The sequence below is a fragment of the Azonexus sp. GW821-FHT04F04 genome (assembly GCF_059420025.1).
The window spans coordinates 1-24496 of sequence record NZ_JBWKSX010000003.1 but is presented as its reverse complement, the minus strand read 5'-3'; the positions used below and the strand labels follow the sequence as shown (position 1 = coordinate 24496).

The following is a 24496-nucleotide window of genomic DNA, read 5'->3' as shown; positions in this document are numbered from 1 at the left end:
TTCCGCTTACCTGTCAACTACCCAATTCTGATTTTGGGTTCAACGAATAAAAAACAAGAAGTTCAAAATACACACACTTTAATAACAAACGAAAGGAAACAAAATGAAAACAATAATAGATGCAATCAAAAACAAGCAAATGCTTGTTGTTGTGTACAAAGGGTTGCCACGAATCATTGAACCACACATTGTCGGCACCGCAGCAAATGGCAATGAGTATGTTCGTGGATTTCAAACAGGTGGCACAAGCTGCACTGATGAATATGGCTGGAAGCTCATGAGCTTGGAAAAGATTCAGATGGTTTCACTTCTTCCAAACCAATTCTTCCCCAATGCGCGAAAAGACTTTACCAGGAATGATCCACTTATTACCACTGTGTGTGCAACCGTATAAACAAAAATACAACAACTTACCTAAAGAAGGAGAAACGATGAAGAAAAGAAACGAACTTGGCAAGGCACTCAACAAAGGCATGAGCAATTTGAGTAATAATCAAATCAAGGGGTCAATCCTTACGAGCTTTATGGTCTATCAGGAGTGCATTTTACATGAGCATGAAACCCCAGAAAGCCATTGGTTTCACTTCCTTGACCTTGTGGCGCTTATGTGGGGCTACTACGGTGATCTTGACTTGCACATTGACAAGATGGAAGAGCGATTGACAGCCGTTGTAGAGAGCTTCAAGTCTCGCTCAGATATTGAAACCTTTGTGCAGTCTGTGGGGGACTACAAAGAAGAGCACGACAGGTATTTAGAAAATCTCAGCCAGATGTATGACCAAGTTATCAAAATTTAACAACAAAGAAAGGAATCACCATGCAAAACGCAATCAACTTTTATCGCAACAAATCAAACGAATTTTTAGCTAAGGCTTATGCATCACAGATCTATTCCGACATATGGAAAAAAATCTCAGAAGGATTTGAATGCAAAACCATTAAAGAATTCTACAAGGAATGCTCTACGGAAGAGCTTTTAGAAATCACAACCTGGACCAACACTGTCTTTGGCAAAGAACTTTGTGATGCAGTGGATTATGCGATTGACTATACCTTAGCTGAAAAGGATACAGAAATAAGCAATGTAGCTCAAATAGAAATTGAATCATTTCATTTTGGTGATTTGAAGTTTTGGGTAACACTCAGATTGATTGATCCTGAACACAAGAAGGCAAAGTTTATTGAATCAATGAAACGGAATAGCTTTTACACCTAAAAAGCTACACAAGACACTTGGGTAAAGACTTTGGTGTCAGGGGAAGCAGGGGAAAATTCGACTAATTCATTGACAATATTTTCAATCTTGACAATAAGAAATATTTTGTTATGTACAGATAAACCACAGGAGGCATCAAATGATCAAAGAATCAAAAAAACACAACTTCTTCAATGTCGTAATTGATGACAAGCTAATGAATGATATTCGTGAGCTGAGACAAGCCGGCGTGAACTGGCAGGCACTAACCCGAAATTTTCTTCAAGGGAAAGCAGAAGAGTTTAGAAACAATGAAGCATTCACAATGAAGTAAAAACAAGAATGCGACTCACCAAAGTCGCATCTATGAAAAAACAAACAACAAGAAAGGTTCCTTATGACTCTAATCAAAAGAAAGGTAAATGTCAATTACCAAAGCATTTTAAAAAACGACGAAACTTACAATGCTTGTTCATCCATTCAGGATAAGCAGCTTATGCTTCAATACTGTCACGAATTTTCTAATTACTTCTTCATTGAAGATATGGGTGGAAAGTCCGTGGTGATCTCACCCATCGTTCAAAAACGTTCAATCACCAACAACGACCGTAGTGAAACCTTTGTCAATGACTTTACTTACTCATATTTTTCACAAAATGAGTTCCGCAAGTCAAAGATCAAGTCACACTTCAAGATTGACAAGCAGTATCAAAAAACCACTTACCAAGACAAGATCTGGTTTGCGGACTACTGGCTTGAAACCCGTAGTGACATCTGCACCAGCTACAAGCGCACGGTGTTTGACCCTAACCCAAAGTTTGACGATGCCAGCGTATTCAATTTCTGGACAGGGTTTGTGGAACCCATCAAGGGGGATGTAACCCCTTTTCTGAACCACATTGACAATCTGATTGAAGGCACACCAGAGCAGAAAGCCCATATCATCAAGTTGATCGGCTTCACTGTGAAGTATCCCCATATCCGAACCGATACAACGATCATCCTTCAGGGCAAGCAGGGTTCAGGCAAGACCACCCTTTCCGAGACCTTACGTGCGATGTGCCCCAGCCATACGGCAGTTGTGGATAATCTGGACGAGCTTTTGACTGGGTTCAACCACGAGTATCACCACACCAAGTATTTTCTGCACGAAGAATCCATTTTCTCCGGCGACAAGAAGACCAACGAGCAGATGAAGCCTTTGATCACCGGCATCACACGCAAGAGCCGTATCAAGAACATCACATCTGTGGAAATCCAGAATTATTCATTCCACATTTTTACTAGCAACAACGACAACCCAGTCCGAATCGAAGATAGCGACCGTCGCCACAACGCTTTTACATGCAGTAACAAGTTGATCGGCTACAAGTCATACTTCAAAACCTACTATGACTGGCTCAACAACGGCGGCGCCAACGCTTTGGTGCATTTCTTCCAGAACGAAGTGGATTACACCAATTTCGAGCCCACGATTTCCATTGAAACGGACGCCAAGAACTTGATCAAGGCGCAGAACCTAGACCCTGTGGAAAGCTTCATCTTCAACATTCTGGCCGGGGCGATTGATCCGATCCCCGAAGACAAACGCTATCAAACCGAAAAGATGGAAGACCAGGAGCTCACCATTCCCCGCCGCGAACTCTTTGAACACTTCCAGTCCTTCCACAATACGGCGGGCCGAAATATCGTGGGCTTCAACCAGCAGAATTTCAACGCCAAGGTGCAGCAGATTTTTCAGTTCCCAGACAGCTACACCGAGTGGAAGAACAAGGCGATTGGCCGCTATTTCAAGTTTCCGAAGCTTGCCGAAGCCCGTAAGCGCTTTGCCCAGCATATCAAGGTCAGTGATTTCTTCAGTCTGACCAGACCAGGTGCAAGCGAACCAGATCAGACCAGTCCCCCAGAATCCGATTTACTTACCTTGGTGACACAGCCATCCAAGGCATTACCTGAAAAGGACAAAAAGGTATTGGAAGAGCTCAATATCAAACCGATTTCATTCACCATGCCCATGAAGGTGGAAGAGCCTGTCGTTCAGCCCCCAGCCGCTCAAGCAGAGCCAAACACTCCGAGCATCAGCAAGGCATACAACGAGTGCGATCCCTTCGCCGACGACTTCTACGACGACCCATTGGCCTGGAAGGCTCCCAGCCAGGAATCCGAACACTGCTGGACAGACGATATTTTGGACAAGGACTATGCCGCACCACCATTGAAGAAGAAGTTGGCCTTCTGGAAAGAAAGCACAACCCACTAAGCTCAAGAGACTCTTCGGAGTCTCTTTTGCATGGTGCCTACCCCGATACGCCTACACAGTTGTAATTCATCCATCCTGCATGTATTCTTTTCGCATGGACGATTGGCAACCGCGTTATCAGTTGAAATTCACGACTGCACAGCTTCTTGAGCTTAGGCAGGTCTTTGATCGTGCCGTTGCAGAATGCACACTACCAAATCTCCCCAACTGGTATCTCGCGCTTCCTATTCCTGAACGGGGGGATGCCCTTGTACGTTCAAAAACAACGAACAACGGGAAGCTGAACTGCAACTAAGCAATTTTCAAGACGCCAATCGTTCAATTTCTTGAACCGTTGCATTCAGCCGACGCGCAACAGGACTCTGGCGCTCACTGAAGATCCTGCCCAATTCACGGTAATACCAGAGCGTTTGGTCCTTGCTCGCCGAAAAACGTTCAAAAACCGTCTGACCAACGGCAGGATCTAGCAAATCATCCAGAATGGCCCTAGCGTTATAGAGTTTGTCGGCAGCAGAGACAAGCAAAGCATCGGAAGCGGTTGTCCCAAGGTGATCTAGATACTTTTCCTTACGATACCGCCAAGGACCTTTCACCCCGTTTTCATCGGGAATGCCATCGGTACATGCTTCGACCATGGACAAGACCCTTTCCCCAAATTGCTCACGAATCGGTTCGATGAATTGTGGGCCACCATCTTCGATAACATCATGCAGCAGTCCAGCAATCGCTTGCTCTTCATCGCCACCAAATTCCAATACCAACGAGGCAACCCCCAGCGGGTGTGCGATGTAGGGTGTATTGCTTCCCTTTCGAACCTGCTTAGCGTGGGCAGTCGCCGCCATACTGACCGCAATAGAGAATTTTTCAGTAAGCATCAGGTCTCCTTTCAGCTCTTTTTTGCTTTGGCCAAGCAGAGTGCTCGTTGCTCGGCATCCGAAATGGTGTAGCAATTAGCTTGTTCGCCGCCGAGTTCAACCTTGCATCGTGTTCTCAAGGCGTAATCGGCAATGGCGGTGCAATCCGTTTGCCTTCCAGACTCCAAAGCTTTGCAGTAGGCACGTTGGTCAGGACTGGTAATCATCAAACAGGATGCTGCGGCAAGCAGGATCGTGGCGGTCATCAAATATGCTCCTAGTGTTGCCAATGTTCGGAAGGAAGTATGACATCCGAAAAGCTCATATGTTGAGCCAGTGAGCATGAATTAGGGCAAATTCACGAGCGATCCACAAGCTCCCGTAGTTCCTTACCTGCCTTGAAGTGCGGAACGAACTTCCCAGCTACGGCAACCTTTTCGCCCGTCTTGGGGTTTCTCGCCATTCGGGCAGGCCGATAGTTCAAGGAAAACGAACCAAAACCACGGATTTCGACACGATTTCCAGCCTTCAGGCTATCGCCAATCGCTGTGAGAATTTCAGCGACACAGGCATCAGCATCTTTCTGGATCAACTGGGGAAATCGTTCTGCCAAGCGTGCAATGAGTTCTGATCGAGTCATTCCATGATTTTAACGAATAAGACCAATCTTGAAAATTCTACTTTCCATTGTTTTATTTATTCATCCATCTATTGATTTTTCACTTTCTTTTTTGTAGATCTATCATACAAAACAAAGAAGGAAGAGACATGAAGAAGAAAGTAGTTATCGTAGCCTCCGATGCAGGCAATATTGGAAAGACATTAGTTGCATCAGTAATTCTTGAAACATTGCGAATGACTGAAAAAGTAGATGGTTATGTGTGTGACCGTAACTTTCAAGGCTTATATGAACGATATGGGCAGAAGAACAGTAACGGGGCATTGAAGCCTTTACATTTGCAAGATGCTGCCAAGGGGGTTGCCTTTCTGGACATTGCTAATCCAGAAGAAAAATCCAAGGTGGCGAGCAGCCTTGGGACAGATTCCAACTACCTTGTATTTGATTTACCTGCCAATGCCACACATCAGTTGGCAACCTGCATGGGTAGCCCACAAGACTTCATTGATTTTCTGGACTTTGCTGAGGCAGAAGTAATTTTCGTTTGTCCCATCAAGGATCAGAAAAGCATCACATCGTACAAGAGCTTGAGAGAAACCTTCCCCCATGGGGCCAAGTTCATTCTTGCCATCAATGCGGGATTTATCAAGGCGACAGAAAACAATGCCCAGACCGCCATTGACGGCATACTTAAACAGTTCGGTCATGAACCCCACTTCATCCTTGAGCAGACCTTGAGCGCCAGAATCTTTGATTTGCTTAAAAACAATACCCTACGAGAAGTTTTCACCCCCAGAGCAGAACGCAAGCAGTCTGACGGCTCCTACTTCCCTGGCGATAGTGACTTTCTGGCACAGGATAGGGGCGACCAGTTCATCATGAACAGGTTCATTCCCAGTGTCAGTCAGGCTGTGGAAACACTTTTCTTGAATCAATGAGCGTCAGACTGGCTGACTAGTCAGTTGGCATGAGTTAAAGTTCTTGATAATCCATCACTCTCAGCAGGAACAGAAGTGCTATGAAATCAAAAATTGACTGGATACGGCGAGCACAACGATCCATACGAATGCTTTCTGAACTACACCGCTTGGGCTATCAGGGACTGCGTGGGATGCCATATCTAAATCCCCTTGGGTTCAGATTGGCGATAGCCCCAAAGCGTTGTTTTTCAGAACGAAACGGAGCCGTCATCCCCAACAGCCAACTGACTGGGAAAGATGTTGCCATCACAGGGGCTGGAGACTATTTCGGCTGGAAGGATACCGCTAACGATGACGCCCGGACACTGGCGCAGAAATTCATTGAGCGCTTTCCTGACATCGCAAGCCAAGGCAAGGAAAGAGATTGGGCATATGCAGGCTGGCTCACTGAACTTGTAGGCTTCCTTGAGCAAGGCGACTGGATACCCACACTTTGGTGGGAGAACATGAAAGGCAACCCTGAAGATCTACAGACTTTGCCGATATGGATTGCGGATAAAGATAATCTTCAATGGGATGGTATAGCTTCAGTCATATCTCCTGAAAACCCGACCTTTCCGCTCCCCCCGACAAGTATTCCCGACAACAACAAAGTCCGTTCAGAAAATCAGACGATCTGGTGGGGAGAGCAAAGGTATTGGACCGATGCTTTAGATTCAATCTGTCAGGCGATGGAAGATGGGGGACGGACTGTCACCATAGACATGAAAAAGATTGATCCGTATCTTTTTGAAGGTGACGGACCGGCTTACATGCTTCTTCAAGCAATGAAATCGGTCACGGAACACGAGGGATACGATGGATACAAAGGTGCCCCCAGACTTGTGAAGGCACTTCTTTGGAAGCTACAGGTACTGAGCGAGAACTAACAACTTTTGAGGTATAGACATCGCCGCTTATCTAAAATGAATTCCTAAAACCTGACGCCAACCACTTCTCCGTCTTCGTTAGTAGCGTTCTCAAAGTAGGTTTCGTGAAACTTACCGTTCAACCAGACATAAAACGGGGGCCAAAACGATTGGGCATTAACCATATCCAAAGCTTCGCGGACAGATTGGGGCCGATCTTTGCCAACATAGCGAAAAAAGGCATGGTTTCCCAACTCAAAATGCCGATACTCTTCAACTTCCTCTTCGGTAGCGGGTTCGCCTTCATCTTCACAAGCTTTCCGATAGGAAGCCAACAGGTCTTTTTCGCAGAACTCTAATGCCTGAAGATCTTCAACAAAGGTATTCGCGGGGTCAAAACTCCCAGCATCCTTCATATCGAAGGCAATAATGAGACCTGACAGGTAAGCTTTTTCTGTCTGTGCTGTCGCTTCCGCTGACTCGGCTACTTTGTGCCAGTTGGGTAGCCCGATGCCTTTGGCAACTTGCTCAAGAGCTTCATGGTGCGGAATTCCCGCTGACTTTTTCAAATCACGAGCCTTCTGCTTGAGTTGGCTAAGTGTCTTGGAAGTGATGATGTAAAGATTTGCCATTTGAGATCTCCAGCATGGAACACGGTGCCCACTGCCGACCCCATGATATGGAATCTCAAAATATGCGAAGTGCTGATCGTCCTATTCGGGTTTGCCAAGGTGGGCAGCAGGCTTCGACCTAGCCTGCCAAAATTTTACCCCAGCAAGTGAATGTCGCACCAGCTTTATTGCCTGTTGTCATTAAACGACCATGAAAACTCAGGCGGCGACGAGTATTAGTGAATCGATTGAAATTTATTGCGATACATGCTCAAGACGGACATGCGATCCCCATCCGCTGTCGCAGCAGCACTCGCATCATGCTCACGACAAAAATCGATAGCCATATCATGAAAGCCTATGAGTGCTTGACCTTTCAGCCCAGATAATTCGAATCTACCAGATAGGGCATTGATAGCTGCAACGGCCCTTTTGCCAGTCAGCCATTGCATTATTGTCATCAAGCTCCAACCTGCCCCCAAGCGACGGCGACATTCCGCTGAAAAATCTGGGTAGCGAATCGTAAATGTTGAATCGGTAACAAGCTCATAGATCAGAGTTATGCAAACCTTAGTCTTGTGCTGGTCTTCTTCGAGAGTTGCCATGTCAATCGCAGTTCATTTAGATGATGTGATAATGCCAAGGTGATTTTACCGTTAAAGCCAAAACCGTTGAGCAACGGCTTACGGGCTGCTGCGACGATAATTTTCAGCATCCTGGGCATCCAACGCCCTTGGGATCAACCGACATTCCAGCCATGTTCATCAACCGACGAACCTTGCTCAAGTCCAGCCAGAGATCACCGATACTGCCACTGATTTTTTTGAAGCCCGCATAGTTGGTACGCTCAAATGCATTCAAATCGTGGTCGTCAGCCAGACGATAGAGCCAACGCCAGACATTTTCCCAGTGTCTACTCCAGTCTTCTGGCACTTTGGGGCGAGTTGCACCAGGACCACATAGGCTTCGCCAATCCGGTTCATCGCCTAACCAATCTTGCACTGACCAGTCGGCAGCGATCACCTTTTCCGCGACCACCCCAGCCAGTTTGGCGGGGGAACTGCTGATCACCGTTTTTCGTTGTGTCGCTGACTGAGCCACATTCTTTCGCTCATCCCTGACCAGCTTCATGTAACGACTGACCATCGCTGGATTGACCGTGCTGAACCCCACTTGATTGAGCAGCAAGCTCAATTCTTGATGGCAAACTTTGCCAACCTTCTTCCAGGCAGGAAATAGACGACCATTCCAATCATCGTAGTTTTCCCTGAAGACATCGATCAGTCTTGTCTTGCTGGTTGTACCCACTGCTTCATGTTCAGCCTGCACGATAGCTTGGCTCAAAACTCCTTGTATATCCATGACAATCTCCCATTGCTCTTGTGTCATAAATTGAAGTAAGAAATTTTTGTCATAAAATCAAGTGATTTTGTCTTGTTTTTGTTTTCTCATTGTGTTTTGTTTGTTTTTCGTTGTTCATCTTGTGTTAGCTGGTTGTTTGGTGACACGTATTGATTTTTCTTGTTATTTCACATTTTGTCTTCCGTTGTCTTTTCTCTGTTGTCTTTTCTGTTTTTTACTGTTTTTCAGTTCATAAGCACCTATCACATTAAAATGTATCTTGATGCGTTAAGTGCCTTCAAGCTAATAAAAACGAGCTTGGATAATCATTCTGTTCCGCTTGTCAGATTAAACCTTGACATTGCAACTTCGTTTGTTACCTTGAATCAAAAAGGAAGAACAAATGAAAGAACACTTACGCATGGATGGCATCAAGGTTTTTGAAGAAGATGCGAAGCTTCTTGACCTTGTGATGAAAGATCACCAGACAAAAAATAAAAGCGAAGCTTGGCGAATCGCCCTTCGTGAATACGAGAAGAACAGGGATCAGGCAGAAGCCTTCGATGACTTGAAGGATGAGTTGGTTGCGGTAAAAAACGAAATTACCAAGCTCAGTTCAGGGATTGAAGACTTGTACTTTATCGTTCAGAGCATGAGCACGGAGTAACCGTCATGATGTTGCGTAACTATGCTTCCATGACCAATCTGGAGTATCACGAGAAGCAACTGAACTACAACAGCACGTCGTTATGGGCTTCGATTGCCGAGCAGTTTCCCGACGAGCAATCTCATGACTTGAATGATCCCCGATTTGCCGAGTTTCTGGCCGACAATCCCTACAACCCAAAGCTATTGGGTGATCTGGCGCAGAGCTTGGGACTAGACGGTAAATTTCTCAGCCCTGAGCTATGGAAGGACTTGTCCAACGGCTGGTGTCCCATGTCCGAATCATCGGCGTTGTTCAGTCAGGCACAGGACACCCCAAGGGGAAAAATGGTGCAGTTCAGGAAGACGGCCACCCCGATCAATCCTGACGGCAGCTATCGTTACCCTGCCAAGGGCGAGCAAAAGAACCGACTGGGAACAGAGTTCATCTTTTGCTTTGGCGAACGACTTTCAACGGCGATGGCGTTGCTGGCTACCGAAGACCCCAGCATTGAAAAACGCTTCAGCCAGCTTTGCAACGACGTTTTCAGGCAGGCTGTTGTCCCTGAAATGCTCAATCTGGCCCGTATCCGCAAAGGTCAGGATGGCACCGACTACCAGTGTGCTGCCGAAATCTTGGGTATCCCCTTCTTCCATATTGACTCGCGCTCAGAGAGTCCCTTTCTGCACTTCCACTTTGATCTGCTAAATGTTGCCCGTGGTTACGACGGCAAGCTCTACAGCCTATGCACGGATGAGATCGGGGCTAATGCTTCGGCACTGGACGCCATTTTCATGCGCCACATGAAGGAAGGTCTGGAACGAGAATTCGGCTTTGTCTTCGATTCCGTCAAGCACGATGAGGACGTAGCCAACGAGTTTCTTCAGGAGCAGGAACGAAAAACGGTTTCCTTTGACTTGCCCAAATCCATGATCCCTGCCCAGGTCCGTGACTGGCGATCTACCCGCGAACAAGAGATGCAGAAGGCGTTGAAAGCTTCGGGGAAATCCGGCTACCAGGCTGAAGAGCTTGCCCGTCTAACTTCCCGTGACGAGAAAACTGACAAGTCACCGGCTCAACTGAAAGCCATGTGGCATCAGGAATTTCAGCGCATGGGCTGGACACCGACCCAGTTCAAGCAGGAATTATCCCGTGTCAAAGCGACCCACAAACCCCAGCCGCCGCTGACGGCAGAAGTCATGGAAGAGACCTTTCTTCGCCATCACAAGGATGTGGCGATGACCGAGAGCCAATATCTGGCCCACATCCAGAAACAACTGTTGCCCAGCATGAGCGGCGAGCAAGCCGAACGAGAAGCCACCCGAATTTTTGAACAGGATTGCGTGCTGTCCATGAGCAAGGAGCAGATGGACTACTTCAAGCCCTTATTGAACGACACGATCACCGATCCCAACCACCGTCAGTCCATGCAACTGCGATTCATGCGCGAAGCCCGTTTTCTGCACCGATCCACGATTGCCAAGGACACCTACATCTCATCCAGCCTGAAGGCGCGTGAGCAGGAACAGGGATTCAGGTTTGACCGTGATCAGGTGGCCCGTTTCATTCTGGACTACGAGCGTCAGCAGTCCAGTCCCGACCGAAAATTCAAATTTGCACTAGGTCAGCGTGAAGCCGTGCAGATGATCCTGACCGAACCAGGGGCTGTTTGTAATGTGGCTGGTAGAGCCGGTGCCGGTAAATCCACCTTGTTGAAGGCGGCCCGTGAGTTCTATGTGGCTCATGGCTTCAAGGTCTTCGGGACTTCCACCAGTTCAACGGCAAGTAAGGGTCTGGCCAAATCCACAGGCATGGGCTCAAGAGAATTTCACAACACCACCAAACTGATACGTCTGCTGGACGAAGGGAAGTTGAAACTGGATCGTCAGTCCGTTCTTTTCTGGGATGAAGCTGGGATGGCCGACACCAACACCTTCTACCGTGTGATCCAGCATATAAATAATGCAGGTGCGAAGCTGGTACTCGTCGGCGAGAAGGAACAGCTTCAAAGTGTGGGATTTGGCGGCAACTTTTCCAAGCTCAACCAGGATTTCGTCACGACCCCGGTTCGTGAGATCAACCGACAGGTGGATCAGTGGCAACGCGAGATGGTGGAAGACTTCGCCAGTGGCCGAGCCCATCAGGCAATTCGTACTCTTTACGAAAACGGCAAGGTCATCATCACCCCGTCTGACGAGCAGCGACTTGCCCTGATCGTCAATGACTATCTAGCTGCGACCAGCTCCGCCAAAGACAAAATCATCTTGGCCACCACCAACGACGACATTGAGCGCATCAATCTGGCTGTACGAACCCAGCTCAAGCAGTCGGGACAATTGCCTGAGCAAGAAGTCGTGGTTCAGTGCAAGGATAAGCAGGAACGAGCGTTTTCCATGGGTGATCGTGTGGTTTTCACCAAAAACCAGAAATCCGACGATGCCGACACCCAGCAACTCAACAACAGCGATACGGGGGAAGTCAGTGAGATTTTCTTGAGCAAACTCACCGGCCAGCCAAAAGCGATCAAGCTCAAGATGGATGATGGCAGGGAAACCGTGCTGGATCTCGGAAAATCCCATGCCCTACGCCATGCCTACGCAGTCACAGTGCATAAAAGTCAGGGACAGACTAAAAATCAGTCCTTTTACTTCGTATCCAGCAACACCAACAGCCTGCACCATGCCTATGTCGCCTGTTCTCGCCACCGTCACGAATTGAAGCTGTATCTCAGCGAAGACATGGTCAGCCATATGGAAAGCAAGCTGGACGGCAAAGCCCCCACGGCATCCATGAAGAAAGTTGCCCAGTGGATTGCTCGTGAAAAAAATCTGGACCTACCCAGTGAAACCTTGGAGTCCTTCACCTGGACCCGAAGCTTTCTGGACCAGCACTGGAAAGCGACGACCGGGCATGCCCCCCATCCCTTGGATCGCCTAACCAGCATTGTGGAAGCGATGGCGAAGACCAATTTCAAAAAGACCAGCCACGATTACGAAATCTTGGATGGCAAAGCCCGCAACACCTACGAAGCCTTGAAGATGGCACGAGTTGAGCAAATTCGTCGTGCGAACACCCAGCCCCCCAAGATTCCCGATGGTGTCAAAGCCCAATTGGTGCAGAACAACCTTCAGGCTCAACAATCAGTCCGGTTGAAGCAGCTTGCCATGCAGCAGGCACAACAACAGACACGATCCACCATGCACAGATAATAAAAAGGAGAACCGCATGATCATCAGCCCCACACTCAAAGCACTCGCCAAATCCGAAGAAGCCCACGAACTCAGTAGCGACATCATCTGCCGAACTTGCGCCAACGCCATCTGGCGAGAAGGACGTATCCGTCGTGTCGGGCAACCGAGCAGTGACATTCTGCAATGCTATTGCCCCATCTTCTTCAGCGTGACCTGGGCGACACAGGAACCCCTTGAATTCACCCAGTGCGATGGATTCAAGGGAATGAACGACTTGACCTAGGACTCACAATTTCCATCACTTTCCCCTGGGCAAGCCATGGGGAAAATTCAACTTTTGCTGGGGAGATTTCCCCATGGCCTGGGGTAATTTTTGATCAGCATGGGGAAGATCATGTGTCCCCAGCGGAAAAACTGAAGCATTTTCCCAAGATTTACCCCAGCTTCCCCAGAGCTTCCCCAAGCGCCTGGGGAGGCTCAAAGCCCCCAATTCATGCGGGTTGCGAGTGATTTCCCCAAATACCCCATTCTTTTTTAATTAAGAAGAAAAAGGGTATATAGATAGATTCCATACACCGTTGTGTCGACTTTGAAAAAGCCTGGGGTATCTGGGGAAGTCGGAGAATTTTAAGTAACGTTTTTTCAAACTCTTGTTTGTCAGCTTGCTTTCTCTGATTATTTTTGTAGCTTGTACAAAAAGAAGAAGAGAAGATTATGGATAACAAACAAGAATATTTGATAGAAGAAGATTCAATCTTCATCACCACCAAAATCATTGGGGATTATGAGTACAGCAATCAATCGTACATCAAGCCCCCCAATCCATGGTGGGCAGAAAATGGTTACAAGCTGAAATTCATCATTCCAGCCTTGTTGTATGTCTTGTTTTATGCAGCGTTTCTCTTTCTTGAATTCATGGCTTGAGAGTTCAGCATGACTATCAGAAGAGAGAACAAAGCAAAGTGGATGTTACCCGGCGATCAGCAGCCCTTGGACACCACCATCCAGACGGTTCATGTCGGTTCAGCCATGTTCATGGGGCTTTTTGTCACCGTGATTGTTACCAGTCTTGTACTGTTGTTTTCGTGGGCCAACTATCCCTTCTTTCCTGCACCACCCAGCGAGCGACCACCGATTTTTCATGTGCAGGCGTTCTGGCAAGTCCTTGCTGGACTCGTCTCCAAGCTCTTTCAGGGGGAAGTGTTTCACTACTACCATGCTTATCTACACCGTCTAAACCAGATCGGCATGGGCGATTACCTTGTCTATCGTTGGTTGATGGCCATGGTTGGCGGTGTGGCTTGTGGTGGCTGGGTCTTCTGGAAATCGCTCAAACCCGTGGGGGGTGTTCGCCATATCAGGGGCAAGGAACTGTTAGAAGGGAAAATCGCCTACCGTATCTTGAAACGCGAATTCGGTTTTCTTTGCCGCAACGGGAAGGGTTCAGGCTTGGTGATCGGCGCCGACCAGGAATTTAATCCCACCAACCCGAAGCATTACAGCCCCCAGCATCTAAAGCCAGGCCGATTCATTGAGAAGCCAGAAACCCTTCGTCGTTCGCACGCTCTCTATATTGGTGGAACGGGGCGCGGCAAGACTCAGCTCATCTACTTTCTGGAAGTAGCTCAGGTCTATCAACGTATTCGCAACGGCGAAGCTCTCAAATTATTGATCGCCGACACCCCGAAATCGGACTACTGCAAGTATTTCCACAGTAGCCACATCATCAAGATTGCACCCCATGAAGAAGGTGGGGTTTGCTGGAACATCGCGGAAGATTTACGCAACCCGTTGGTGGCCAATGCTTTCTGGAAGGGAAAAATCCCCGTTGAAGAGAGCAACGAGATTTGGTCACTGGCTGCCGTAGCTGTCTGTACAGGGGCAACCAAGGTGTTGCAGATTTTGGCACCGAAGGCATGGAACTACGGCATGTTGGCCCATCTGCTCACCAGGAACGGCGAAGCGTTGTCCCTGATCATTGGAGAGCACTACCCTGAAGCCCGACAGGTCTTGAATTCAGCCAAGGACACCTTGGCCAGTGTCATGTTCAATCTGGGCACCTACACGGCTGACATCATTCAGTTGGGACGAATTCACGATTGTTACGACAGCAAGACCCCGGTCTATCAAGCGACAGCCAGAGCCTTACGTTCTTCGGCTTATCTGAGCTTTGTCACCCAGGATATGGTCAATGATCAATTGAGCGATGAGAATGAAACCATCCGTTTGAAGAAGACCTGCTACTTCAAGGGGGTTTGCCTACATCTCAAGCGAAAACAGCCAAACTGGCAGTGGAAGGACTTTGCCGAGTTCGTCAAACAACCGATTGACGAGCAGAACCAGCGCATTTTTCCCTATCTGAGCGGCAATGAGAAAGCGGCGCTAATGAAACCAGCGTTCATGGATGGCTGGAAAAACTTGTGTGCCACCATCGTTCAGTATGCTGACGAATGGGACAAGGCAGAAGGCATCAAAAAACTGTCCATTCGTGCTTGGATCATGAACGAGAAGCCCAAGCGAAAAGTGCTCATTTTGAAGCCTTCCGAGAGTTTTCCCACACTGACCGAAGGACTGATCAAGGGCATTCTCTACTTCGCTAACACGGTCATTTTGGGTGATTTGGCCGACAGCCGAAGCCGCCGATTCCACATATTGATCGATGAATTCCAGTCCTACGGCAACATTGAAGCCTTCACCGCACCCGCTTTATCGTTGTATCGCTCAAGGGGGGTTAGTCTCAGTCTGGCCATGCAGGATCTTGCGCAACTGGTGAAAATTTACGGGCAGGAATTCGTCGACTTCATCACTGCGAACACCGGCAGCATGTATATCTTGGGGGTCAATGACGGTTTCACGGCCAACAAATTTTCTGAGTTGTTGGGTGAAAAAACCATCGCCAAGCTGCACCGTAGCGTGAGCCATAGCGACGGGGGAAAATCCACATCCGTGGATGAACAGCACCACCAGGAAAAAGTCATGGGGGCCAACGAGTTCAACTTGTTGGGGGCCAATGAAGCCACGCTTACCATTACCTATCTGGCTTTGTTCGCCCGACAGAATCCGGCCTACATACTGACGGCACCGATTTTGTCCTACAAAACCAGAGCAGAGAGCAAACCGGCGGCATGGATCGATGCCCAGCCGAGCAGTCCTGTACTCCCAGAGATGGATAGATTTTGGGATGTTTCCCACGACAGCTATCAAGCACCACAACCGGCAATCTCAGCCACCCAGACCATGATTGATGAACAGCTAGACCATCTCTACGACGGCTACTGTGACGACCTTGAAAAAGAATTTGCCACACAGACGGATGCGGATCGCCTTGGCTTCATCGCCGAACCAGGTCCTTTCGCCATGTATCAGGAAGATTAAGAACCTGAATCATTGCCATCGTTTGATCAGCTCATAGCCGATCAACACAACCGCCATGCTGGACGACCAGACTAGAAAATCGCGAGCGATTCGTTTGATGGTGTAGGGAGCATCCACCATCTGCTGAAGGTAGGGTTCAATCAGATCGGGAAGCTTGGATCGCATGGCACTGATGAACAAGTGGCGGCTCTTCTCACGTAGCTTCTCGTTTTCCGCATCAAGCAAACTGGCGTAGCTTTGAATTTTTTCATCGTAAGCCTGTAGCAGTTGGCCGAAGCGCTGACTCATGTTCTGAAGATTACCCGCAGCACGGCTACTGTGTGCCTGCATATCCATCTTCATGCTATCAAGATTCTTGTTCAAAATCGCCTGCATCGAACTTTCAAGCGAATCAGACATTTGCCAGACCACATGATTCATTTGCTCTACAGCATCGGGCATATCTTCATAAAGTGTCTTTATGTATCCCATAACATAGAGAAGAGCGAAGGCTTCATCATCCGATCTTAAACCTGCATCATTGATAACCCTCATCAAGTCAAGCTTTCTTTCTTCAGGAAGCATGGCAAGTATCTTATCCCTGAACCCATCCTTTGTTCCTGTATCTTGCATTTAATTTCCTTTTTTAATCAAACATACAAAAACAAAAACTAATTGCAAGAGAAACGCCACTTATCTTACTAGATTTGACTTTATTTTTTGTTTTGCTATTTCTTGACCATGATCCAAAGGAAAGCCATGACAATAAGAGCAAATAAGATACAAACAGGGGAACTGGATGGTGTGACTGTGATTGCCGACCCCGATAACCAGCGATACCTTATAGATCTTCCGAACAGCTATGACGTGTATTGGCTATTCAACAGCAAGGATGAAAAACATTCTTTTGCCAAGCGTGTTGAACAACCGGACATCAAACGAGCCATCTATGAAATTCCAATTGAAAATCTGGCCACAGATGAGCAGATCAAGAGCTTCACTTACAAGCTAAAGGAAGCCAGGAGCACCGCCAAGGCGATTGCCAGCGAACGAGAAGCTTTGGAATCAGTGTTGTCCTTCAACCACGCACATGACAACAAAACGGTTGCCTTCATCTACAAAGCCCCAACCAAAGGCTTTGCTGTCGGTGAAATTCTGTACAGTGGGAAATATTTTGTGGCTCAATCTGCTGGCGAGAATGACGAAAAGGTATTCGTCAGAGTCATCCACAGCACCAAGCTACTGCAAGGCAAAGAAGAGTTTGCCAACCGTGAAGAGACCTTGAAGGAAAAATTCCCCGCAGGCAGTCACAAGTATCTACGATACGACGAGTTGGGAAGAATCAGCGCCAAGGACTACCAGCCCAAGCACGTTGCCATTACTGAAACCCAAACCTTAACGGAAGATCAGCGTACAGCTCTCAGGGCTTACAGTGAGAAGAACGGGCAGGCTTGGAAGGAAAAACTCAATGTGGCCTGGACCACTGGTAGCTACAAGGGACTGGACAACAATCAGTCTGCTCTTCTTCAACAGGTTCGCAACCAATTGGGCCCTGAGTGGCTGGCCCAGTTGAAGACCGACGATCTCTACCCTAAAACAGTCAAGCAAGAGAAGGGGTCGAAGATGAAGGCAACGAGCCAGTCTAGGTAACTCGAAGCCTAGACCTAAATTTGCCATCAACATTTATAGAAGTCGCGACCTAGTCTGACAGTTCTTGACCTCGTTAATTGATTGCATAAAATCAAAAAAGCCGGTCCGGGGTTAGTCTTATTCCAAAGGAGACCCACCTTCCAGAATGTGGGCCATCAAACTGATGCCCGAAGGTGGCATCTATCTGCACTCGGTCCGGGACGATTGAATAGCGAGCGCCAAGATGCCAATAGGGTTGGTTATGATTGTCGCCAAAAGTCTCGGCAATCGCCAAAAGTCGAGAGCCAACCCGAAACTCACCGCCAATTCCCCACGTGATATTGTCTCGCTCACTGGCCCGGTCTCTAAGCCACCCAATATTTGTATGAACAATAACTTTGTCGTCAAAGAATGAGGCTGAGACAGGAATATACGCATAAGTATTGCCAAGCAGATTTGGTCCGGGATTGATGCTCGGATGCCTTACGGTGCCGACACCCAATCCCCAACCCCAATCATTGGTTTCCAGAGGGCGGAATAGGGTTTTAAGTTGGAAAATGTAGTCGTTCGTGGATTGCTCCCCATCAATCTTTGCTAGGCCACCACCAAATGTGAATTCAAGATTCCCAGTGGGGTTACATGCTGGTAGTGCCCAAACCTCTCTGCTGTCTGGATATATGCGTGTCCAGCTTTCGAGCTGACAGCTTTCAGCAGTAGTTAACCTTGCATCATCGGTCACAAATGGGCGTGCGGCCCATGCAGGTAGGGCAAATAGAGACAGAATGAGGTAAAAACAAGTGCTTTTCATGTTTCAATTTTATCGCACCAGTGTGAAATTGCCGTTACAGCACGGAATACACCTGTTTGTGGATAATTTTTGACCAAGAATCGTGCTTTCAGCGATAGACGGCCATAATTTCACTCGATACAATGCGGACGAGTCATTGGGGAGTAGCCTCTCTTCTACAAGAAGAGGCTTACGTCAACATACTTGGTCATTCGACCATGGCGTAAGCGGTTTCTGCTTGGCAAGACCTTTGACCATACAGCCTTCCGATTGGCCGGAGAGGCAGTGTGGTCATTCGTCGAATTCCGGCCAAGGAAACCAACATGGAAGCTTTTCTTATCTCCACTGGGATCGTTGCCCTCGCCGAAATCGGTGACAAGACCCAACTCCTAGCATTCATTCTCGCGGCGAAATTCCGCAAGCCAGTCCCTATCGTTCTCGGTATTTTGGTCGCCACTCTGGCCAATCATGGTTTTGCTGGCGCAGTGGGCTCCTGGATTACAACGCTGATGGGACCGGAGACACTGCGCTGGGTACTCGGCGTTTCTTTTATTGCCATGGCCGGCTGGACCCTGATACCCGACAAGTTCGACGAAGAGGATGCCAAGCTGGCACGCTTTGGCGTCTTTACGACCACGCTGATTGCCTTCTTCCTCGCCGAAATGGGAGACAAGACGCAGGTAGCAACCGTTGCTCTGGCAGCTCAATATCAAAGTTTGGTCGCTGTGATCGCGGGTACAACCCTGGGTATGATGGTGGCGAATGTGCCGGCGGTCATTATGGGTGACAAAATAGCCGACAAAATGCCAGTCAAGCTGGTGCATCGCATTGCAGCCGTAATCTTTGCTGTTCTCGGCGTCGCCACGCTTCTGGGTGCAGGAGAGGCCTTCGGCTTCTAAATCAAAAAGAGAACAGAGTCATGAATGCCCAGCATAAATTCATTTCACCCGGCATTGCTTCTGCTCTAGGTGCTGCTCTGCTCTTCGGGGCAGGAACGCCTTTGGCAAAACTGTTACTGCTGGAGGTAAGTCCATGGCTACTGGCCGGCCTTTTTTACCTTGGTTCAGGAATTGGCCTGTCAATTTTTAGGCTCGTTAGCAAGGCCAAGCCTGTCAGGCTACCTAGATCCGAAGTGGGATGGTTTGCCGGGGCAATACTGGCGGGCGGGGTAGTTGGCCCCGTCCTGTTGATGTATGGTCTCTCAGAAATGCCAGCTTCGGGGACTGCATTGCTTTTGAATGCAGAAGGTGTGCTGACAGCACTTCTGGCTTGGGTTGTGTTCAAGGAGAATTTCGACCACCGCATTGCCCTTGGCATGTTTGCCATTGCAACCGGCGCAGTCGTGCTCAGTTGGCCAGAAGAGATGCAATTTGCTGGTGTATTACCCGCACTGGCAGTGCTGGGTGCCTGTCTGGCATGGGCCGTCGATAACAACCTGACCCGAAAAGTTTCCCTGGCGGATGCAACTTGGATTGCGGCCTCGAAGGGAATGGCCGCAGGGATAGTAAATCTTACAATTTCGTTTGTACTTGGAAGCCAGTTACCGCCTTGGCCAATGCTTGCCGCCGCCATGATGGTTGGTCTGCTGGCTTACGGGGTAAGCCTTGTCCTTTTTGTTGTTGGACTTCGCCATCTTGGCACAGCACGCGCCGGCGCCTATTTTTCTGTCGCTCCCTTTTGCGGCGCTTTTATCGCGCTGGCTATGGGAGAGCCATTAACAACAAAACTCCTTGTAGCAGGCACCTTAATGTCCATTGGAATTTGGCTGCACCTAACTGAGCAGCATGAGCATGAGCATACTCATGAAATCATTGAGCATAGCCATGAACACTTCCATGATGACCATCATCAGCATGACCACGATTATCCGGTGGCACCGGGGGGGAAGCATTCGCACATCCATCGGCACCAGCCAATTTCACATACCCATGCACACTTTCCAGACGTGCACCACGTAAGCCATCCCCACTGATTTAGAAAATTTAATAGGGAGCTTGGGTACAGAAAGCTGTCACGGCGTAGCACGCTACTGATAGTTGGTATAGGTCAGCACGAAAGTTACATACTGATCGCACAGCCCTTTTTTGCAGTGGCAATCGCCTGATCCGCCATGTCTTGAGCCTGCTCATTTTTTAGCTCAAGGGTCATTTTGTAGGCTTCCAAATGCTCAATCTGATATTCGGTAGCCTTGGATGCCTGATTAGCAGCCTTGGTGATCAAGGTTTTGTCGTCCTGCAAGGCGGAAAGCCATGATTTCAAGTAAGCCGCATGGTTTTCATGGCTGGAAGGATTGTGGGGGATACCCAACTCAACAGCCATGAACGATGAAGTCAGTTCGGCGATCAGCTCTTCTTTTGCATACTCGGCCGTGCCGAACCCGTTTCCCATTTTTCTGCCCAACGCTGGCCCCGTGCTATGCCCAAATTCATGTAGCAAGGTGTCGGCATAAGCTTCACTACTCTTGAATAGACCGGATTCAGGCATATGAACCAGATGCTTGGAAGATGAATAATAGGCACGAGAGATCCCAGAGTGCTCCACTTTGAGATCAGTTCTTTCCTGTAAAGCTTTGGAGAGCAGTTCAAGCGCTTCTGCTGGTTTCACTTCCCTACTAGATTGTATGTAAGGTGGCATTCCTTCAATCTGACAGGCATTGAAAACGGGATACCACTTGAAGCCAATCTTCGGATTTCCTTTTTCATCAAGAATAGGAATAGCTTTCCCATCACTACTCTTCATAATATTACCGTCACTATCTTTCTGATAGGCGGGAACAACTTTCATTATGTAGCTAGCCTTGGAACCCTTCTTTATGTGAAGAGGCACTTCCATTTTCTTGGACAGTTCTTGCATTTGAACGAAAGTCATCCAGCGTGGATCGCTGAACTCTTCAGTCATCAGAGTTGCAACATTTGATCCGTGATATTTTTCACCAGTCAGAGCATTTATTGGCCATTCATTGCAACTAAAGAATGGCTTATCCCACTTCAAGCCTTGTTCTTCACAAGCAATCGCTTCTTCAATACGTGCAATGAACTTGTTGGTTAGTTCCTGCTGATAGTCTCGCTCTTCAGTCTTGGCGTGTTCTTTTCTTTGGTATTGTTTTTTGTATGCCATCTATGTCTCTATGATTACTACAATTAACCATAAAGACAAAATTCACAATGTCAAGTTTTTACCGTCTATCAAAACCAAAAACAAATTAACGACTAACCAGCAAGACAGACTATTTTTTTCTTCTTGCTTCGTTGTCTAGTTTTTTCAAGAAATCCATCTTTTCTGTAATCTTTGCTTCCAGCCCCCTTGGTGTTGGCCGATACCATCCTGGTTCTTGTAGTTCATCAGGAAGATAGGTCTCACCCGCAGCATAAGCATTGGGTTCATCATGGGCATAGCGATATTCATGTCCATAGCCTAGTTCCTTCATCAATTTGGTAGGTGCATTCCTGAGATGAACGGGGACTTCTCGGCTCTTGTCCTGCTTCACGAAGGCGCGAGCCTTGTTATAAGCCATGTAGCCTGCATTACTCTTGGCTGCAATCGCCAGATAAATGACCGCCTGTCCAAGTGCTAGCTCACCTTCTGGGCTACCCAGCCGTTCATAAGTCAGGGCTGCATCGTTGGCGATCTGCATTGCTCTTGGATCAGCTAACCCAATGTCTTCCCAAGCCATACGAACAATGCGACGGGCTAAGTATCTTGGGTCTGCCCCCCCATCCAGCATTCTGGACAACCAATAAAGAGCAGCATCAGGATTTGACCCCCTGACCGATTTGTGTAGGGCGGAAATCTGGTCATAGAAGTTGTCTCCCCCCTTATCAAATCTCCGTGAGTTCAATGACAAGGCATTCTTGATGAAGTCCGCATCAATGTTCGTAACCCCAGCAGCACCGGCTGCTGTACTGCACTGTTCCAGCAGATTCAGGAATCTTCGGGCATCACCATCCGCATAACCGACAAGTGTTTCAATGGACAACTCATCAAAGGTCAGATGACCCAGTACCGTTTCTTTTGCCCTGACGAACAGTTCCTTCAACTCATCGTCCGTCAAAGACTTCAGAACATAGACTTGAGATCGGGACAACAAAGCAGAATTGACTTCAAACGAAGGGTTTTCTGTAGTCGCACCGATGAAGGTTACAAGCCCAGACTCTGCATAAGGCAGTAGCGCATCTTGTTGTGACTTATTAAATCGGTGAATCTCATCCACGAACAAGATTGTGTGCTTACCTTGGGCAAGGTTTTGCTCAGCCTGTTCCATCGCTGCACGGATGTCTTTAACCCCAGAGAACACCGCCGACAATGCAATGAACTCACAGGCAAAAGCTTTGGCGGTCAGTCTTGCCAGCGTGGTCTTACCGACCCCTGGTGGCCCCCAGAAAATCATTGAGTGCGCTTTGCCGGACTGGAAGGCGAGCTTCAAGGGCTTACCTTCCCCAAGCAAGTGCGACTGCCCAATCACTTCGTCCAAAACCTTGGGTCTCAGGGCTTCAGCCAAGGGAGCTACAGGGGATTTTCCGAACAGATCAGCCATGTTGAACCTGCCCTAAAATCATGCTGCTACGAGCTTGTAAGTTGTGCCAAGGCACAAAAAAGGCACAAATATACATTGTAAGCCGTTGTTTCATAACGACTTTTATATATTTGTTGAAACGGTGGATTTCATCGACAAACAGGATGGTGCGCCGGCCCTGCGTGCGCCACATTTCCGCCTGCGCCACCGCTTCGCGCACTTCCTTGATGCCGGAAAACACCGCCGACAGCGCAATGAACTCGCATTGAAACTGCGTCGCCATCATCCGCGCCAGCGTCGTCTTGCCCACCCCCGGCGGCCCCCAGAGGATCATCGAATGCGGCTGGCCGGATTCGAACGCCAGACGCAGCGGCTTGCCGGCGCCGAGCAGATGCTGCTGGCCGATCACGTCGTCCGGCGTTTGCGGGCGCAGTTGCTCGGCCAGCGGGGCGTGCCGGGCTTGCGCGCCGGCATTTGAAAACAGGTCTTCGGACATCGTTCTTTACATTGCATCCAGCGGAGAAGTCACACCGCGCCCACCCTTGTTGAGCACGTGCGTGTAGATCATGGTCGTCGCCACATCGGCGTGACCGAGCAGTTCCTGCACGGTGCGAATATCGTAACCGGACTGCAGCAGGTGCGTCGCGAAAGAATGGCGGAAGGTGTGCGGCGTTGCCAGCTTGGCGATGCCACTCGCCTGCACCGCCTTCTTGACCGCCCGCTGCAAGGCTTTTTCATCGACATGATGGCGGCGTTCCGCGCCACTGCGCGGGTCAATCGAAAAACCGGCCGCCGGAAACACATACTGCCAGGCCCAATCCGTCTCGGCGTTCGGGTACTTTCTATCCAGCGCATTGGGCAGATAGACCGCCGCCCGGCCCTTGGCCTTGTCGTCTTCAAACACCTGGCGGCGCCAGCGCAAATGTTCCTGCAAGGGCCCAACCAGCGACTGCGGCAACATCGTCACCCGATCCTTCGCCCCCTTGCCGTCACGCACCACGATCTCCCCGCGCGTAAATTCGACATCCTTGACGCGTAGCCGCACGCACTCCATCAAGCGCATGCCGGTGCCGTAAAGCAGCCGCGCCATCATGCCGTGCAGCCCGTTCATACGATCCAGCAAGCCGCCAACCTCCTGCCGCGTCAGCACCACCGGCAACCGCTGCGGCAGCTTGGCGCGAACCACGCCATCCAGCCAGGGCAAATTGATCCCGAGCACTTCGCGATAGAGGAAAAGCAAAGCCGACAGCGCCTGATTCTGCGTCGAAGCCGCCACCCGCCCCTCGACGGCAAGGTGGGTTAAAAAGGCCTCAACCTCCGCCGCACCCATGTCTCGCGGGTGCCGCTTGTCATGAAACAGAATAAAACGCCTTATCCATTGCAGATATTGCGTTTCGGTTCGGATGCTGTAATGCTTCACCCGAATCCGATCCCGCACCTGATCAAGCAACTTTGGCGGCTGTGGTGTAGAAGGCGATTCGTCAGACATGGCAGTTTCCAACGAGGAATTAAGAATCAAGATGTTATCAGTTTATTTTAGTTTTTATACACCACGCTGGCGGGAAGTAGACACCTGTCAGGGTGTCTACTAAACGTTAGAAGGCTTCTGCTTTTTATGCTTCTTCGCTTCCCGTCGCTTGCCCTTGGCTTCGTGCCGGTTTTGGCCCG

General features: G+C 48.8%; 27 protein-coding genes and 1 riboswitch. Of the genes, 15 read left to right on the top strand and 12 right to left on the bottom strand.

The features are described from left to right. Positions 1-103: 103 nt before the first annotated feature. From AC07TV_RS07515 to AC07TV_RS07495, 5 genes are all read left to right on the top strand, one after another. On the top strand, positions 104-394 hold the full coding sequence (locus tag AC07TV_RS07515) for a hypothetical protein (protein WP_494647781.1): 291 nt from the start codon (positions 104-106) through the stop codon (positions 392-394). Between the two features lie 37 nt (positions 395-431). Beyond that, on the top strand, positions 432-797 hold the full coding sequence (locus tag AC07TV_RS07510; protein WP_494647780.1) for a hypothetical protein: 366 nt from the start codon (positions 432-434) through the stop codon (positions 795-797). A gap of 20 nt (positions 798-817) precedes the next feature. Beyond that, a complete protein-coding gene (locus AC07TV_RS07505; RefSeq protein WP_494647779.1) occupies positions 818-1216 on the top strand; it encodes a hypothetical protein in 399 nt (132 codons plus the stop codon). Positions 1217-1355: 139 nt separating this feature from the next. Beyond that, positions 1356-1529, top strand: a complete 174-nt coding sequence (locus AC07TV_RS07500; protein WP_494647778.1) for a hypothetical protein — start codon at positions 1356-1358, stop codon at positions 1527-1529. 63 nt (positions 1530-1592) lie between these two features. Beyond that, positions 1593-3455: a primase-helicase family protein gene (locus AC07TV_RS07495; protein WP_494647777.1), complete on the top strand. Its 1863-nt coding sequence runs from the start codon at positions 1593-1595 to the stop codon at positions 3453-3455. 302 nt (positions 3456-3757) lie between these two features. On the opposite strand, the gene AC07TV_RS07490 is transcribed toward AC07TV_RS07495, so the two are convergent. The 3 genes from AC07TV_RS07490 to AC07TV_RS07480 form a co-directional block, all read right to left on the bottom strand. Then, the gene (locus AC07TV_RS07490; protein ID WP_494647776.1) at positions 3758-4330 is read right to left on the bottom strand and encodes an HD domain-containing protein; all 573 of its coding nucleotides are present in this window, start codon (positions 4328-4330) and stop codon (positions 3758-3760) included. Positions 4331-4341: 11 nt separating this feature from the next. Beyond that, positions 4342-4575 (bottom strand): hypothetical protein, encoded by a 234-nt coding sequence (locus tag AC07TV_RS07485; protein WP_494647775.1) that lies wholly within the window; start codon positions 4573-4575, stop codon positions 4342-4344. 92 nt (positions 4576-4667) lie between these two features. After that, positions 4668-4949, bottom strand: coding sequence for an integration host factor subunit beta (locus AC07TV_RS07480; protein WP_494647774.1), 282 nt, complete (start codon positions 4947-4949; stop codon positions 4668-4670). A gap of 128 nt (positions 4950-5077) precedes the next feature. Between AC07TV_RS07480 and AC07TV_RS07475 the strand changes: the two genes are divergently transcribed. Together AC07TV_RS07475 and AC07TV_RS07470 are read left to right on the top strand one after the other, a co-directional pair. Continuing rightward, positions 5078-5866, top strand: coding sequence for a hypothetical protein (locus tag AC07TV_RS07475; protein ID WP_494647773.1), 789 nt, complete (start codon positions 5078-5080; stop codon positions 5864-5866). An 80-nt stretch (positions 5867-5946) separates the two neighbouring features. After that, positions 5947-6777 carry a hypothetical protein gene (locus tag AC07TV_RS07470; RefSeq protein ID WP_494647772.1) on the top strand — a complete coding sequence of 277 codons (831 nt, stop codon included), beginning with the start codon at positions 5947-5949 and terminating at the stop codon, positions 6775-6777. A 44-nt stretch (positions 6778-6821) separates the two neighbouring features. Here the strand turns inward: AC07TV_RS07470 and AC07TV_RS07465 are convergent, their stop codons facing one another. The 3 genes from AC07TV_RS07465 to AC07TV_RS07455 form a co-directional block, all read right to left on the bottom strand. Further along, positions 6822-7388, bottom strand: coding sequence for a hypothetical protein (locus tag AC07TV_RS07465; RefSeq protein ID WP_494647771.1), 567 nt, complete (start codon positions 7386-7388; stop codon positions 6822-6824). Positions 7389-7603: 215 nt separating this feature from the next. Then, positions 7604-7972 carry a hypothetical protein gene (locus AC07TV_RS07460; protein WP_494647770.1) on the bottom strand — a complete coding sequence of 123 codons (369 nt, stop codon included), beginning with the start codon at positions 7970-7972 and terminating at the stop codon, positions 7604-7606. A 103-nt stretch (positions 7973-8075) separates the two neighbouring features. Further along, a complete protein-coding gene (locus AC07TV_RS07455) occupies positions 8076-8729 on the bottom strand; it encodes a hypothetical protein (protein WP_494647769.1) in 654 nt (217 codons plus the stop codon). A 382-nt stretch (positions 8730-9111) separates the two neighbouring features. On the opposite strand from AC07TV_RS07455, the gene AC07TV_RS07450 reads away from it, so the two are divergent. From AC07TV_RS07450 to AC07TV_RS07430, 5 genes are all read left to right on the top strand, one after another. Beyond that, complete coding sequence (locus AC07TV_RS07450) at positions 9112-9375, top strand: hypothetical protein (RefSeq protein ID WP_494647768.1); 264 nt, start codon at positions 9112-9114, stop codon at positions 9373-9375. A 5-nt stretch (positions 9376-9380) separates the two neighbouring features. Further along, entirely contained in the window at positions 9381-12563 is a 3183-nt protein-coding gene (locus AC07TV_RS07445; RefSeq protein ID WP_494647767.1) for an AAA family ATPase, read from the top strand. A gap of 16 nt (positions 12564-12579) precedes the next feature. Next, positions 12580-12828 carry a hypothetical protein gene (locus AC07TV_RS07440; RefSeq protein WP_275742633.1) on the top strand — a complete coding sequence of 83 codons (249 nt, stop codon included), beginning with the start codon at positions 12580-12582 and terminating at the stop codon, positions 12826-12828. 431 nt (positions 12829-13259) lie between these two features. Then, on the top strand, positions 13260-13469 hold the full coding sequence (locus AC07TV_RS07435; RefSeq protein ID WP_494647766.1) for a hypothetical protein: 210 nt from the start codon (positions 13260-13262) through the stop codon (positions 13467-13469). Between the two features lie 9 nt (positions 13470-13478). After that, complete coding sequence (locus AC07TV_RS07430; RefSeq protein ID WP_494647765.1) at positions 13479-15920, top strand: type IV secretory system conjugative DNA transfer family protein; 2442 nt, start codon at positions 13479-13481, stop codon at positions 15918-15920. A gap of 9 nt (positions 15921-15929) precedes the next feature. Here AC07TV_RS07430 and AC07TV_RS07425 read toward each other — a convergent pair whose 3' ends face one another. After that, positions 15930-16532, bottom strand: a complete 603-nt coding sequence (locus tag AC07TV_RS07425; RefSeq protein WP_494647764.1) for a hypothetical protein — start codon at positions 16530-16532, stop codon at positions 15930-15932. A 126-nt stretch (positions 16533-16658) separates the two neighbouring features. Between AC07TV_RS07425 and AC07TV_RS07420 the strand changes: the two genes are divergently transcribed. Then, positions 16659-17549 (top strand): hypothetical protein, encoded by an 891-nt coding sequence (locus tag AC07TV_RS07420; protein WP_494647763.1) that lies wholly within the window; start codon positions 16659-16661, stop codon positions 17547-17549. A 91-nt stretch (positions 17550-17640) separates the two neighbouring features. Here AC07TV_RS07420 and AC07TV_RS07415 read toward each other — a convergent pair whose 3' ends face one another. Further along, positions 17641-18336 carry a PA4824 family protein gene (locus tag AC07TV_RS07415; RefSeq protein WP_494647762.1) on the bottom strand — a complete coding sequence of 232 codons (696 nt, stop codon included), beginning with the start codon at positions 18334-18336 and terminating at the stop codon, positions 17641-17643. Between the two features lie 119 nt (positions 18337-18455). Further along, a riboswitch (yybP-ykoY riboswitch) is annotated at positions 18456-18635 on the top strand. A gap of 3 nt (positions 18636-18638) precedes the next feature. On the opposite strand from AC07TV_RS07415, the gene AC07TV_RS07410 reads away from it, so the two are divergent. Beyond that, entirely contained in the window at positions 18639-19214 is a 576-nt protein-coding gene (locus AC07TV_RS07410) for a TMEM165/GDT1 family protein (protein ID WP_494647761.1), read from the top strand. A gap of 20 nt (positions 19215-19234) precedes the next feature. Further along, the gene (locus AC07TV_RS07405; protein WP_494647760.1) at positions 19235-20287 is read left to right on the top strand and encodes a DMT family transporter; all 1053 of its coding nucleotides are present in this window, start codon (positions 19235-19237) and stop codon (positions 20285-20287) included. An 86-nt stretch (positions 20288-20373) separates the two neighbouring features. Here AC07TV_RS07405 and AC07TV_RS07400 read toward each other — a convergent pair whose 3' ends face one another. The 4 genes from AC07TV_RS07400 to AC07TV_RS07385 form a co-directional block, all read right to left on the bottom strand. Further along, positions 20374-21432: an ArdC family protein gene (locus AC07TV_RS07400; RefSeq protein WP_494647759.1), complete on the bottom strand. Its 1059-nt coding sequence runs from the start codon at positions 21430-21432 to the stop codon at positions 20374-20376. A gap of 109 nt (positions 21433-21541) precedes the next feature. Next, positions 21542-22849: a replication-associated recombination protein A gene (locus AC07TV_RS07395; RefSeq protein WP_494647758.1), complete on the bottom strand. Its 1308-nt coding sequence runs from the start codon at positions 22847-22849 to the stop codon at positions 21542-21544. Then, entirely contained in the window at positions 22842-23324 is a 483-nt protein-coding gene (locus AC07TV_RS07390; protein ID WP_494647757.1) for an AAA family ATPase, read from the bottom strand. Before AC07TV_RS07390 ends, AC07TV_RS07395 begins: the two co-directional genes overlap by 8 nt. 6 nt (positions 23325-23330) lie before the next feature. Beyond that, entirely contained in the window at positions 23331-24317 is a 987-nt protein-coding gene (locus AC07TV_RS07385; protein WP_494647756.1) for an integron integrase, read from the bottom strand. Between the last annotated feature and the right edge of the window lie 179 nt (positions 24318-24496).